At 65.2% G+C, this 13,944-nt stretch carries 11 protein-coding genes; 4 read left to right on the forward strand and 7 right to left on the reverse strand.

Annotation, left to right across the window (positions count from 1 at the left end; genetic code table 11):
- Positions 1-46: 46 nt before the first annotated feature.
- Positions 47-1,648 carry an ABC-F family ATPase gene (locus QWL29_RS07030; RefSeq protein WP_305822171.1) on the reverse strand — a complete coding sequence of 534 codons (1,602 nt, stop codon included), beginning with the start codon at positions 1,646-1,648 and terminating at the stop codon, positions 47-49.
- A gap of 283 nt (positions 1,649-1,931) precedes the next feature.
- Here QWL29_RS07030 and QWL29_RS07035 point away from each other — a divergent pair, with 283 nt between their 5' ends.
- Entirely contained in the window at positions 1,932-2,945 is a 1,014-nt protein-coding gene (locus QWL29_RS07035; protein WP_305822172.1) for an acyltransferase family protein, read from the forward strand.
- Here the strand turns inward: QWL29_RS07035 and ldcA are convergent.
- The 5 genes from ldcA to queE all read right to left on the reverse strand — a co-directional run bounded on the left by ldcA (position 2,921) and on the right by queE (position 6,595).
- Complete coding sequence (ldcA, locus tag QWL29_RS07040; RefSeq protein WP_305822173.1) at positions 2,921-3,838, reverse strand: muramoyltetrapeptide carboxypeptidase; 918 nt, start codon at positions 3,836-3,838, stop codon at positions 2,921-2,923. The two genes, QWL29_RS07035 and ldcA, sit on opposite strands and share 25 nt — an antisense overlap.
- Complete coding sequence (locus QWL29_RS07045; RefSeq protein WP_305822174.1) at positions 3,835-4,773, reverse strand: alpha/beta fold hydrolase; 939 nt, start codon at positions 4,771-4,773, stop codon at positions 3,835-3,837. The genes ldcA and QWL29_RS07045 overlap by 4 nt, the downstream gene beginning before the upstream one ends.
- Positions 4,774-4,971: 198 nt before the next feature.
- On the reverse strand, positions 4,972-5,505 hold the full coding sequence (tadA, locus tag QWL29_RS07050) for a tRNA adenosine(34) deaminase TadA (protein WP_305822175.1): 534 nt from the start codon (positions 5,503-5,505) through the stop codon (positions 4,972-4,974).
- The gene (queD, locus tag QWL29_RS07055) at positions 5,498-5,944 is read right to left on the reverse strand and encodes a 6-carboxytetrahydropterin synthase QueD (protein ID WP_305822176.1); all 447 of its coding nucleotides are present in this window, start codon (positions 5,942-5,944) and stop codon (positions 5,498-5,500) included. Before queD ends, tadA begins: the two co-directional genes overlap by 8 nt.
- Before the next feature lie 15 nt (positions 5,945-5,959).
- Positions 5,960-6,595, reverse strand: a complete 636-nt coding sequence (queE, locus tag QWL29_RS07060) for a 7-carboxy-7-deazaguanine synthase (protein ID WP_305822177.1) — start codon at positions 6,593-6,595, stop codon at positions 5,960-5,962.
- A gap of 188 nt (positions 6,596-6,783) precedes the next feature.
- Between queE and QWL29_RS07065 the strand changes: the two genes are divergently transcribed.
- From QWL29_RS07065 to QWL29_RS07075, 3 genes are all read left to right on the forward strand, one after another.
- The gene (locus tag QWL29_RS07065; RefSeq protein WP_305822178.1) at positions 6,784-7,701 is read left to right on the forward strand and encodes a sensor histidine kinase; all 918 of its coding nucleotides are present in this window, start codon (positions 6,784-6,786) and stop codon (positions 7,699-7,701) included.
- 203 nt (positions 7,702-7,904) lie between these two features.
- Complete coding sequence (locus tag QWL29_RS07070; protein ID WP_370663673.1) at positions 7,905-8,858, forward strand: sensor domain-containing diguanylate cyclase; 954 nt, start codon at positions 7,905-7,907, stop codon at positions 8,856-8,858.
- Between the two features lie 120 nt (positions 8,859-8,978).
- Positions 8,979-11,840, forward strand: coding sequence for a M16 family metallopeptidase (locus tag QWL29_RS07075; protein WP_305822180.1), 2,862 nt, complete (start codon positions 8,979-8,981; stop codon positions 11,838-11,840).
- Positions 11,841-12,155: 315 nt separating this feature from the next.
- Here the strand turns inward: QWL29_RS07075 and QWL29_RS07080 are convergent, their stop codons facing one another.
- The gene (locus tag QWL29_RS07080) at positions 12,156-13,928 is read right to left on the reverse strand and encodes a YsnF/AvaK domain-containing protein (RefSeq protein ID WP_305822181.1); all 1,773 of its coding nucleotides are present in this window, start codon (positions 13,926-13,928) and stop codon (positions 12,156-12,158) included.
- Positions 13,929-13,944 lie beyond the last annotated feature (16 nt).

Here is a 13,944-nt window from a genome sequence, read left to right on the forward strand (position 1 = left end):
GTCGGAGCGGTGGGTTCGAGCCGTACGCGGACCGACCCACCCAACATTAATCGATGCCCTGGCTCGTCAGGTACTCTTCGTAGGTGCCGCGGAAGTCGACGACTTCGTTTTCCTTCACTTCGAGCACGCGCGTGGCCAGCGAGGACACGAATTCGCGGTCGTGCGAGACGAAGATCAGCGTGCCTTCGTATTTATCGAGCGCGATGTTCAGCGACTCGATCGATTCCATGTCCATGTGGTTGGTCGGCTCGTCGAGCAGCATCACGTTGTGACGGCCCAGCATCAGCTTACCGTACATCATGCGGCCCTTTTCGCCACCGGACAGGACCCGTACCGATTTCTTGACTTCGTCGCCGCCGAACAACAGGCGGCCCAGGATCGAGCGCACGGCGAGGTCGTCGTCGCCCTCTTTGGTCCAGCGGCCCATCCAGTCGGTCAGAATGTCGTCTTTCGGGAATTCCTCGGTCGGATCCTGCGGCATGTAGCCGACATTCGCGTTCTCGGCCCACTTCACGCGGCCATGATCGGCGTTCAGGCCCGTGATGTCCTGGCCACCGATGCAGCGCAGCAGCGTGGTCTTGCCCGCACCGTTGGCGCCGATGATGGCGATGCGCTCGCCCGCTTCGACCATGATCGAGAAATTCTTGAACAGCGTGCGGTCGTAGGCCTTGGTCAGACCTTCGGTCTCCACGGCCAGGCGGTGCAGCTTCTTCTCGCCTTCGAAGCGCACGAACGGATAGGCGCGCGAGGACGGCTTGAATTCCTCGATCTTGATCTTGTCGATCATCTTGGCGCGCGAGGTAGCCTGGCGGGCTTTCGACTTGTTGGCCGAGAAGCGGCGCACGAAGTCCTGCAGCTCGGCGACCTTTTCCTTGGCCTTGGCGTTGTTGGCCAGTTGCTGGTTGCGCGCCTGGGTCGAGGCCAGCATGTAGTCGTCATAGGAACCCGGATACACCTTCAGGGTGCCGTAGTCCATGTCGGCGATGTGGGTGCAGACCTGGTTCAGGAAGTGACGATCGTGGGAAATGATGATCATCGTCGAATTGCGCTGGTTCAGCACGTCTTCCAGCCAGCGGATGGTGTTGATGTCCAGGTTATTCGTCGGTTCGTCGAGCAGCAGGATGTCAGGGTTCGAGAACAGGGCCTGGGCCAGCAGCACGCGCAGCTTCCAGCCCGGCGCAACGGCGCTCATCGGGCCCTGGTGCAGCTCGCTGGCGATTTCCAGGCCCAGCAGCAGCTCGCCGGCACGCGCTTCGGCCGAGTAACCGTCGTATTCGGCGACCTTGCCTTCGAGCTCGGCCGCTTTCATGTAGTCGTCGTCGGTGGCTTCCGGATTGGCGTAGATGGCGTCGCGCTCGGCGATGGCGTTCCACAGCTCGGTGTGGCCCATCATGACGACGTCGAGCACGCGCACGTCTTCGTAGGCAAACTGGTCCTGGCGCAGTTTACCCAGGCGCTCGCCCGGATCGAGGCTGACGTTGCCGGCCGACGGATCGAGGTCGCCGCCCAGGATCTTCATGAAGGTCGACTTGCCGCAACCGTTGGCGCCGATCAGGCCATAGCGGTTGCCGTCGCCGAATTTGACGGAGATGTTCTCGAACAACGGCTTGGCGCCGAACTGCATGGTGATATTGGCTGTACTGAGCACTGGGGTAACCTTTAAAGCAGGGTTTGCGCGAAGTTCACTCGGGGTTTGAACGAACTTTGCAATTAACCGTCGATTTTACCATTTTCACCAGCGGCGAGCCTAGGAATGTCGTTCCGATACATGATGCCTGCCAGTGCCGGGCCGGTCGCCAGTCCGGGAGACCTGCAGCGCCAGCGCGCCCAGCTCGCAGCATTGTGTTGTTTATGCAATTTTATGCAAAATGAATTGCCATAAATAAAACTTGTCCGTACATTCCAGGTTTTCCTAATGACAAGAAAACCCCATGTCCGACCCCAAGCACATCGCCTGCCTGGATGGCTGGCGCGGCGCCGCCATCGCCGCCCTGCTCCTCGGTCACTTCTATCCTGTCCCCGGCATCAACTTCGGGACCCTGGGCGTGAACCTGTTTTTTGTCCTCTCGGGTTTGCTGATGACGCGCATCCTGTTCGTCCAGAAGCAGCCGCTGGGACTGTTCTACCGGCGCCGCGTTGCGCGCATCTTTCCCTCGGTATACGTGTTCCTGGCCGTGACCACGCTGGCTTTCGTGGTCGCAGGGCGCGAGCTGAGCATGCTCGAGCTGCTCAGCGCCGCCACCTTCACGAATAACTACATCGTGCCGGATGGACCCTGGCGCATGCCGGTCGGGCATATCTGGTCGCTCAGCGTCGAGGAACACGCCTACGTGCTGCTGTCGCTGCTGGCCGTGCTGACCCGTGCCAGCCACCGCCGCAGCGTGCGCGCGGTGGGCGCCGCCACGGCCGCCATCAGCCTGGTCGCCCTGCTGTATGCGTGGACCCACAGCGGCGCCGCGCTCTCGCGCCTGTGGCTGCATTCCGAGGTCTCGGCGTTTGGCATCTTTGCCTCAAGCCTGGTGTTCCTGGCCGGCCTGGGCGAGCGTTCTTCGCGCTGGGACCGGGTAGCGGTGCCGGTCCTGCTGGTGGTCGGTATCGCGGCGCACTGGTGGTCGGCGCCGGCGCCGCTGCGTTTGCTGCTGGGGTGTGGCGCCTTTGCGCTGGCGATGAAACGGCTCCAGCATGCGCCGCAGGCCGTGATCCGGATGTTCGAGTTCGCCCCGCTGCGCCAGCTCGGTGTCTGGTCGTTCTCGCTCTACCTGTGGCAGCAGCCGTTCTACCAGCTGGTGCGGCACGAGGGCATGCATCCGGCCCTCGGCCTGGGCCTGTCGCTGGTGGTCGGGGCGCTCGCCCACTACCTCGTCGAAAAGCCGGCGCGCGCCTGGCTGAATGCGCACTGGGGCAAGCCGGCGCCGGGGGTTCAGGCGCAGCGGATGGTCGGGTAATCCGACAGCCTGATGCTGAAACCTTCGGCATCCGACACCAGGCGTGCCTGGGCGCCGAAAGGAATCGTTACCCGGCATGGGCCATGGCCGAAGCGCAGGCCGGTCAGCACCGGCAGCGGCAGCGTGGCGCGCAGGTGGGCCAGCATGGTGTCGAAATCGTAGCCGTTGTCCATCGGCCCCAGCCTGTAGCCGGAAAAGTCACCCAGCACCAGCGCCTGCTGGCGCGCCAGCACCCCGGACTGCATCAGTTGCAGCAGCATGCGCTCGACCCGGAACGGATGCTCGCTCACGTCTTCGACGTAGAGGATGCCGCCCTCGATGGACGGGAAATACGCGGTGCCGAGCAGCGACACCAGCATCGCCAGGTTGCCACCCCAGATGGTGCCGGCCACATCCACGGCCGGATTGCCGCCGGCCTGCTCGCGGATCGTGTGCGTAGGCCCCGCCAGGCAGGACCAGAACTGCTCCAGCGTGAAAGCGACCGGCTCGGGCGCGCCGAAGTCGCCCGCCAGCATCGGCCCGGCATAGCTGAGCGCCCCGGTCTTCGCATACAGGCCCATGTGCAGGGCCGTGATGTCGGAAAAGCCGACGAACAGCTTGCCGCTGGCGGCCAGGCGCCCGAAGTCGATGTCGGGCAGCAGGCGCGTCAGGCCGTAGCCGCCGCGCAGCGCCATGACCACTTGCACGTCCGGATCGTCGGCCGCCGCATACAGCTGGGCCAGGCGGGCGGCGTCGGTGCCGCCGAAGCGCAGATGCACGGCGTCGGGATCGTAGTAATTGTGGACCAGGCAGCCGCGTGCTTCGAGACGGGCGATGCCGCGGGCGATGGAATCGAGGTCGTGCGTATGGCCGGCGGGCGCGACGATCGCGACGCCGAGTTGGGAAGTGATCACTGTTTGACGAAGAGGCGCGGTGTTGAGTCGAAAGCCATCTTACCGCGCGCATGGGCGTCGATCAAGGCAAGCATCCGCTCGTTCAGCTGGGAAGGCAGGTCGTGGCCCATGCCTTCGATGACTTCCAGGCGCGCACCCGGCACCTGGGCCGCGACGTCTTCGCCGCAGGCCAGCGGCACCAGCGGGTCGCGCGCGCCGTGGATCACCAGGGTCGGCACGCTGATCGACTGCAGCAGCGCGCTGCGGTCGGCGGCGCCGGCAATCGCCAGCATCTGGCGCGTGACGCCGGCCGGACAGTAACTGCGCCGCAGCGCGCGCGCGGCGCGCCGGCGCAGCTGCTTTTCCGGCGTCGGATAGGCCGGGCTGCCGATTGCCTGCTGCACGGCCACTGCCTGGTCGAGGATGGAATCGACGTCCTTCGGGTCCGCCGGGGCGCGCAGCAGCGCGTGGCGCGCCGAGGCTGTGGGGCCGGGCAAGCCGCGCCTGCCGCTGCTCGACATGATGGAAGTGAGGCTGAGCACCCGTTGCGGATGGCGCGCCGCCAGGATCTGGCCGATCATCCCGCCCATCGAGACGCCGACCACGTGGGCGCGCGCAATCCCGAGCGCGCTGAGGACGCCGAGGGCGTCGTTGGCCATGTCTTCCAGGCCATACGGTGGCTTGAAAGGCAGCTTCAGCCGGGCCGCCAGGGCGAGTTTGATCCCGCTCCATACCAGGCTGGGTTTGCCGGCCGCGTCGAACTTGGTGGACAGGCCGCAGTCGCGGTGGTCGAAGCGGATGACGTAGAAACCCAGCTCCACCAGGCCGTCGACGAATTCGTCGGGCCAGTTGGTGAGCTGCATGCCCAGGCCGTGGATCAGCAGCACCGGCGTGGACTTGGCGTCCCCGGCGGTGTCGAAGGCGATGCGGATGCCGTTGGCGCTCAGTGTCGGCATGGCGGTGCGGCCGGCATGCTGGGCTGCCGGCTGGTGCTGGGGTTACATGGGCTCGGGCAAAACACGGCTGGTCTCCTGAACTGCCTGTCGGCAGCGCGAAAACCAGCATAGCATTTTCAGCACGGCGGCGGCGCTCAGGGGCAAGCGTGCGCCGGCGCTGCGGGGGGCATGACGGCGCACGCTGCGCCAGGTAGCAACTTAGAGTTGCGCCTGGCCGACAGTTTTGCGCGCAGCAGCGCGGCGTTCGGCAAAAAAGCGTTTCAGCATCGTGCTGGCTTCGTCGGCCAGCACGCCGCCGACCACGTCGGTGTGGTGGTTCAGCACGTCGTGCGAAAACAGATCGAGCACCGAGCCGCAGACGCCGGTCTTCGGGTCGCTGGCGCCGTACACCACGCGCGCCAGGCGCGCATGCATCATCGCGCCCGAGCACATGGCGCAGGGTTCGAGGGTGACGTACAGTTCGCAGCCCGGCAGCCGGTAGTTGCCGAGCTTTTCGGCGGCGGCGCGCAGCGCGCTCACCTCGGCGTGGGCGGTGGGGTCGTGGCGCCCGATCGGCTGGTTGTAGCCGACCGCCACCACTTCGCCATCCTTCACCACCACGGCGCCGACCGGCACTTCACCCTCCAGGCGGGCGCGTTCGGCCTGTTGCAGGGCGAGGCGCATGAAGCCCTGGTCGCGGGTGTCCGCTTGCGGTTCCGCAGCTTGTGCCGCGGATTGTGCAACATCAGGCATCGGTGATCTCGGCCCAGCAGTTCGGGGTTTCGTGCAGCACCAGCTTGTGCAGGCGCAGGCCGGTGCCGAAGCGGTCGGTATACGCCGCCTTCAGGATGCCAAAGGCGACATGCGCCAGGTTTTCCACGGTCGGGATCCGGTCGATGACCACGGTCTTGTGGCCGGGCAGGCTGGACAGGAACTCGCGCACCTTGTCGTCCTTTTCGTACACCAGGAAGGCATGGTCCCAGACATCGACCAGGTGCTCCTTGGCGAGCGCCTTGATGTCCGAGAAATCCATGATCATGCCGTTGTCGGAATTGCCTTCAGCCTGGATGACTTCGCCGATCAGCGTGATTTCCAGGGTATAGCGGTGCCCGTGCAGGTTGCGGCACTGGCTTTTGTGGTCGGGAATCCGGTGGCCGGCATCGAATTCGAGCTTGCGGGTAATGGTCAGCATCAGCGTGTTGTCCAGTCAGGGAATTTGCAAAAGTTTATGGGTCTGGAGGCTGAGCTTCCATTTCGGGTTGCGGCGGCAGGTTTCGATGGCCAGGCGGGTGTTCTGGGCGGCCAGCAGACCATCCATCGGCTGCACGAAGAAATTCTCGAAATCGAGGTGCTCGTAGGCCGCCAGGTCCTGGTTCGCCTGCGGGATCACGACCTTGATCTCGTTGCCCTTCTCGACCACCAGCGTCGAGCCCATCTTCGGGCTGACGCAGACCCAGTCCACGCCGCTCGGGACCGGCAGCGTGCCGTTGGTCTCGATCGCGATCGTGAAGCCGTGCGCATGCATGGCCTCGATCAGGGCCGTGTCCAGCTGCAGCAGCGGCTCGCCGCCGGTAAAGACCACGTATTTGCTGGGGGCGTAAGTCGCCGGCCACAGGCTGTCGATCTCGGCCGCCAGGCTGGCCGCATCGCGGAACTTGCCGCCGCGCTCGCCGTCGGTGCCGACGAAGTCGGTGTCGCAGAACTGGCAGACCGACGTGGCCCGGTCGGCCTCGCGCCCGGTCCACAGGTTGCAGCCGGAGAAGCGGCAGAACACCGCCGGCCGGCCGGCATGGGCGCCTTCGCCCTGCAAGGTGTAGAAAATCTCTTTGATGCTGTAAGTCACGTTAAGCCTCTCGTCAACCGGCCATTATAACCGCGCACCGCCCCCTTTGCCGCCCCCCCCGGCCATCCGCCCTCGCCGCTGTGGTTATTGCCATACGGCACGCGCTTTGCGCACCAACAACACCAGCCCCTACGACAAGCGGTAACTTGTGTGCCGGAAAGTTCTGATAACCCGTCGGAAGGATCGTCATGAAATTAGCCTTAGTTCGTACAGCCGATGTCGTCCCGGGCCTGATGCTGCTGGGCGCCTGCGCGCTTGCCGCCAGCCTGCCTGGCAGTGCTTTCCCTTCCTCGGCCCTGACTGCGCTGATCTGGCTGCTGGGCGCAGCCGGGGCCCTGTGCCTGCTGCTGCGCCGCGGCATCGACCTCGACGACCGCGCACGCGAACTGAGCGCCCGCCTCTGCCTCGAACAAAAGGCACGCCAGGTGGCAGAGGGCACGCTGGCCGATACGCAAACCGTGCTGACCCGCGTCGTGCGCCAGCAGGAAAGCGTGCGCGAAGGCGAGCGCAAGCGCATCGCCCGCGACATCGACGACGAGCTTGGCCAGGTCCTCGTCGCCCTGCGCGGCGAAATGTCGTTGCTGCAAATGGCAAGCGCCGGCATCCATCCGGCCACCCACCACAAGACAGGCGCCATGATCGGCACGCTCGACCTGGCGTTGCGCGCGCTGCGCGTGCTGGCCGGCGAGCTGCGTCCGCTGGCCGCCGGCGAACGCCTGGGCGACGCGATGGCGCGCCAGCTGGACGAATTTACCCGGCTCAACGGCATCGCCCACCACTTCGATGCCGACACCGGCGCCGGCAACGACGGCGCCGGCACCGATGCCGACGCCCTGCTCTACCGCGCGCTGCAGGAAACCCTGGCGCAGATCGCCCGCAGCGCGCGCGCAACCTGCATCCGCGTGCAGCTGAGCCGCAGCCACACCCGCCTGTCCCTGAGCATCGAGGACGATGGCGATGCCGACGGCAGCTGCGCCGGCGCCGTGGCGGCCCTGCGCGAACGGGTCGGGGCTGCCGGCGGCGCCCTGCACGCCGAAGCCCTGCCGGGTGGTGGCAAGCGGCTGGCAGTCGTGGTATCCACCATGCATGGGGTAGCCCAAGGCTGAGAAGTCAAGCCTGTGAATATTGCTGCAAGTCAATAGCTGGAAAAGCCTGAGGTAGCAGAATCGGTCCTTGTCAGCGATCAATAGATTGCTCAACGGAACTTGGATAAGGCCGTCTCATGACCAGCACACACATGCAGCGCTCGCTCGATGCCACGCCCGGCATCGTTGCCCATGGCAAGGACCTCGGTTTCGCCCACCAGTTGATGGAAACCCTGGCGATTCCCGTCTTTGTCCTCGACAGCAGCGCCCATGTCCTGATCTGGAACCGCGCCTGCGAGCGCCTGACCGGTGTGCCGGCGGACGAGATCGTCGGCACCAACAAGCACTGGCACAGTTTCTACGACCATCCCCGCCCCACCCTGGCCGACCTGGTGCTGCAGAACCGCACCGACGAAGTCCGCCACATCTACCCGCGCCACGGCAAGCCGCAGCCACTTGGTCAGCCGCTGATGCAGGCCGCGAGCGCGCACCTGTCGGTGGAAACCTGGTGCGACATGCCGCGCGCCGGCAAGCGCCGCTACCTTGCCGTCGACGCCAGTCCGATCTTCGACCAGCACGGCCAGGTGACAGCGGTGGTCGAATCGCTGCGCGACCTGACCGACGAAAAGATGGCGCAGATGGCGCTGGAAAAGCTGGCGACGCGCGACGGCCTGACCGGGCTGGCGAACCGGCGCTGTTTCGACGACACCCTGAACGCCGAATGGCAGCGCGCCCTGCGCCAGCAGCAGCCGTTGTCGCTGCTGATGGTCGACGTCGACAATTTCAAAGCCTACAACGATGCCCATGGCCACCTCGGCGGCGACGAATGCCTGAAGCGCATCGCCACCGCGGTCGCCAGCGAAATGCGCGCCAACGACCTGGTAGCGCGCTATGGCGGCGAGGAATTCGCCGTCATTTTGCCGAACCAGTCGCTGAAGGGGGCGGCCATCGTCGCCGAGCGCATCCGGCGCCGCGTCGAGCAGCTGCGGGTGCCCCTGTACGGCCCGGCCGCTCCAACGCTGCTGCAGCATGTGACGGTGTCGATCGGCGCCGCCACCGCGATTGCCGGCGCCGACAACGACGCCAGCCAGCTGGTGGCCATTGCCGACGCCGCCCTCTACCGCGCCAAGCACCTTGGACGCAACCGCATCAGCCTGCCGCTGGCCGAGCCCTCCTGAGCACCGGCCGCCCTTTCCGCTCGCGCCGCGGCCCCGTGGCCGGCATGCATACGTAATAAAACTGGGCATTCCCTGGGGAATATCTTATGCTTCGTGCCAGATTTTTCCCAAGGAGACAGTGTGTCCAAACTCTTCCCGATGGCGCTGCTCGCGCTGTCCGCACCGGCATTCACCTTGCCGGCCCAGGCGGCGCCAGCCAAGGCGGCCCCTTCCAGCAATAGCGCCGGCAGCGACGTCCTGCCTTTCAAGGCCACCGAAAAGACCCTGGCCAACGGCCTGAAAGTCATCGTCGTGCCGACCGGTTTCCCGAACCTGGTGTCGGTGACGATTCCGGTGCAAACCGGCTCGCGTAACGAGGTCGAGCCGGGCAAGTCGGGCTTTGCCCACTTCTTCGAGCACATGATGTTCCGCGGCACCAAGGCCTATCCGCCTGAAAAGTACCAGGAAGTCATCACCAAGGCCGGCGCGCGCCAGAACGCCTACACCAGCGACGACCTGACGAATTACTACACCACGTTCGCCAAGGAAGACCTGGAAACCGTGCTGAAGGTCGAGGCCGACCGTTTCCAGCACCTGTCCTACCCGATCGAGGCCTTCAAGACCGAATCGCGCGCCGTGCTGGGCGAATACAACAAGAACAGCGCGAACCCGATGCAGAAGCTGTTCGAGGTGCAGCGCGACGCCGCCTTCACCACGCACACCTATAAACACACCACGATGGGCTTCCTGAAAGACATCGAGGACATGCCGAACCAGTACGAGTATTCGAAGGTCTTCTTCGACCGCTGGTACCGCCCCGAGCGCACGACCATCATCGTGGCCGGCGACGTCGAGCCGCAGAAGGCCATCGCCATGGTCGAGAAGTACTGGTCGGCCTGGCAGAAAGGCAGCTACAACGCGCCGGTGCCGGCCGAGCCTGCGCCACGCGGCGCCATGTACCGCCACGTGCCCTGGCCGACCGCGACCCTGCCCTTCGTGACGGTCGCCTTCCGCGCCCCGGCCTTTTCCGACACCCAGAAGGACGGGGCCGCGTTGTCGATGCTGCTCTCGCTCTCGTTCGGTTCGACCTCGCCGCTGTACAAGCGCCTGGTGCAGGACGAGCAAAAGGTCGACCAGCTGTTCGACTACACGCCGAACCGCATCGACCCTTCGCTGGCCACCATCGGCGCCCGCGTGAAAAAGCCGGCCGACGCCCTGTACGTGCGCGACGCCATCCTGCAGACGATTGCCCAGCTGCGCGATACGCCGGTCACCGAGAAGGAACTGGCGGATGCGAAGTCGGCCAACAAGTATGGCCTGATCCGCTCGCTGGATAACACCGAGCAGATCGCCGCCACCCTGGCTTCCTACGTGCACTTCAACCGTTCCTACGGCACCCTGAACCGCTACTACCGCCTGGTCGACAGCCTGACCCCGGCCGATTTGCAGGCCGCGGCGCGCAAGTACCTGGTCGACGACAGCATGGTCGTCACCACCCTGGCGCACGACGCCCTGCCCGCCGGCATCGACGCGCTGCCGAAGCTGGCGTCGCTGACGCCAAGGGCATCGGATGCGAAGTTCGACGTGCTGGTGCAGAAATCGGCCCTGCCGCAGGTGCGCTTCAAGCTGCTGTTCGCCGCCGGTTCGGCGCACGACCCGAAAGGCAAGGAAGGCCTGGCGGCCCTGACCGCCTCCATGGTCTCGGAAGCCGGTTCGCGCGAGCGCAAGATCGACGAGATCACCAAGTCGCTGTTCCCGCTGGCTGGCAGCTTCTCGGACCAGGTCGACAAGGAGATGACCACCTTCTCCGGTTCGATCCACAAGGACAAGTGGAACGAATTCCTCGACATCGCCCTGCCGCAGCTGATCGAGCCGGGCTTCCGCGAGGAAGACTTCCGCCGCCTGAAGGACGCGCAGAAGAACGCCCTGCAGCTCGACCTGAAGGACAATAACGAGGAAGAATTCGGCAAGGAGCGCCTGCAGGCCAACGTCTTCGCCGGCACGGGCTACGGCCATCCGGTGCTGGGCACGGCGAAGGGCATCGACGCCATCACGCTCGACGACGTCAAGGCTTTCTACAAGCAGGCCTACACCCAGGGCGCGGTGCGTGTCGGTATCTCCGGCGACGTCAGCGATGCCATGACGGCCTCGCTGAAGACCGCACTGGCGCGCCTGCCGCAGGGCGCCGGGCTGCCGGCAACCACGGCGCCGCAAGGCCGCAAGCCGCAGGGCCTGGAAGTCGAGATCATCGAGAAGAACACCCGCGCCACGGCGATGTCGTTCGGCTTGCCCCTGGAAGTGACGCGCCGCCATCCGGATTTCCCGGCGCTGTGGCTGGCCAAGACCTGGCTGGGCGAGCACCGCGCCTCGAGCGCCCATTTGTACCAGCAGATCCGCGAACTGCGCGGCCTGAACTACGGCGACTATGCCTACATCGAAGCCTTCCCGGGCGGCATGTACGGCTTCTTCCCCCGTCCTAACCTGGGCCGCAAGGCGCAGTTGTTCGAGGTGTGGATCCGTCCGGTCGCGCCGCAGAACGCCCACTTCACGCTGCGCCTGGCGCTGTCGGAACTGGGCAAGATGGTCGACCAGGGTATGTCGCAGGAAGACTTCGAGACCACGCGCGGCTACCTGATGAAGAACGTGTTCGTGATGACCGCGACCCAGGACCAGCGCCTGGGTTATGCCCTGGATTCGCAGTGGTACGACACGCCGGAGTTTACCCGGTTGATGCGCGACGGGCTGTCGAAGCTGACCGTGGCCGACGTGAATGCGGCGATCAGGAAGCATCTGTCGGCGAAAAACCTGTCGGTGGTGGTGATTACCAAGGATGCGGGTGGACTGAAACAGGCGCTGGTGTCGGATGCGTTCTCGCCGATCAAGTACGATGCAGCCAAGCCGCAGGCGGTGCTGGATGAAGACCAGGTGATTGGGAACATGAAGCTGGGGATTGCTGCGGACAAGGTGAAGATTACCCCGGCCGCGCAGGCTTTCGCCGAGTGATGCGTTAGGCAGTTCGTAGGGTGGGCACTTGTGCCCACGCGGCCGTACCGTCGCTCACCCCACCGGTCCGCGGAGCGGTGCGGGTGTTCGAACATCCGTGGGGCTGTTGCCTGTTCCTGTATCGGTGTGTTGAATCCGCGTGGGCACGGAGTGCCCACCCTACTGGAGACGGTTTCGCCATTCAAGCCGTAGAACCCAAATAGGGGCGATTTCGCCATTCAAGCCGTAGAACGTAAAAACAAAGGGCGCCGCGAGGCGCCCTTCGTCGTTAACGCGGGGCCGGCAGTGCGGCGGCCGGCCCGGTGTTGAACGCGATTACGACGTCATGCGATCCCAGCCATGACGGACAGCCGCCTTCATCTTGTCCCAGGTCGACACGCCGTTGTTCGGGTAGCGCGCGTCCCAGTTGCTGTGCAGGTCGGTTTCGACGTCGTCCCACGGACGGTTGCGGTATGAATCGCTCTTGCGCATTTCCGAACCGTAGCTGTAGGCCGGCTTGTAGCTGTCGAAGTCGTCGCCGACGCCCGTGCTGCTGTAGGTGGCGTTGTAGTGGTTGCGGTAGTAGGAATCGTCGTCGTCGTTCGTCACGCGATCCCAGCCGTGCTTGACGGCGTTCTTCATCTTGGCCCAGGTCGAGCCAGCCTTGTTGCCGGCGCGGGTCGACCAGTCGCTCGACAGGTCGGTCTCGACGTCGTCCCACTGGCGGCCGCTGTACTTCTGGTTGCGCGCCATTTCCGAGCCGTAGCTGTAGGCCGGTGCGTAGTCGTCGTACGCATCGCCGGTGCTGCCGTAGTTGCTGGTGAAGTGGTTGCGGTAGTAATCGTCGTCGCTCATCATGCTCGAGCGGGCCGAATTGCCGCCCAGTTGCTCGATCTCGACTTCGGTATGGCGCACCGTGTCGTTGATCTGCTGTTCGCGCTGGGCGACTTCCTTGTTGATCGTCACTTCCTCGACCACGCGCGCCGATTTCTCGACCACGGCTTCCTCGGCCGTTTCGCGCATTTCGATCGACTGCTCCTTGAAGGCGGCCGCGTCCGTGGTGCTGATCGGCTCGTCGACGCTGCGGCGCTGCACGTTCACGTGCTCTTCGCGCAGGCCGATCGATTCGTTGACCGGGGTTTCGACGACACGCGAGAACACGCGCACGCCGCCGCGCTGGACTTCACGCTTGCCGACCTTCAGCTGTTCCTGCACCACCGGAATGGCGGCGGTGTTCGTGTCGCGCTGCTGCGAGCCGGTCAGCGAGGAGCCGGACAGCGACGACGACGACGAACCGCTCAGCGAGGAACCCGTGAGCGAGGTGTCCTGCATGCTGGCGCCCGACTTGGCCGAGCCTTCCAGCGAGGAGCCCTGCAGCGACGAGGACGAACCCGTTAGCGGGGACGAACCGGACGACGAGCCCGACAGCGCATCGGAACCGGCCGACGGGTTGCTCGAACCCATGCTGGTCTGCAGGTTGCCGCTACCGGTGCCGTAGCTGCCGGCGCTCAGTTGGTCGTGCGAGGACATCGGTTCCTGGTAGGTGGTGCCCATCGGGTTCGGGTCGTTCAGCGATTGCTGGTTCAGCGGCAGGCGGTCGTTGTCGGACTGCAGCGACATCGATTGCGACTGCTGCAGGCCGCCCGCGCCCACGCCCATCACGCCGGCGCCCGGCGAATTCATGCCGCCCAGGCCGGCGCCGGATGCCCATTTTTCCGACTGCTCGTCGATATCGACCGGGCCGTAGCGCTCGACGATGTCGGCAGCGCGTTCGACTTCCGGCTCGCTGTCGGTGTTCACCGTCAGCACGTGGTTGCCCTGGGCCACCGCGTTCGAGTACTTGGTGTGGTGCTCGTCGGTATCGGCGCCGAAGATGTCGCTGAAGAAGTTCTTGATGCTGGTACCGATGCCAGGCTCATTGTCGCCCGAGGTGGCCGCCGTGTCGGTCAGCGAGCCCGAAGGGGTCACGCCCTTCGCGGCCAGGGATGGATCCTCGTTGCCGTGCGAGAGGCGCACGTCGGCACTCGAGAAGCCCGAGGACAGCAGTTCGTTCTTGGCGCTTACCGCGTCGTTGTGATTGTCGAAGACAGCAATCAGGGTATGTTGCATGATCATTCCTCCAGTA

It is taken from the genome of Massilia brevitalea, from assembly GCF_030711405.1.
In the GTDB taxonomy this organism is placed as follows: Bacteria; Pseudomonadota; Gammaproteobacteria; order Burkholderiales; family Burkholderiaceae_D; genus Telluria; species Telluria brevitalea.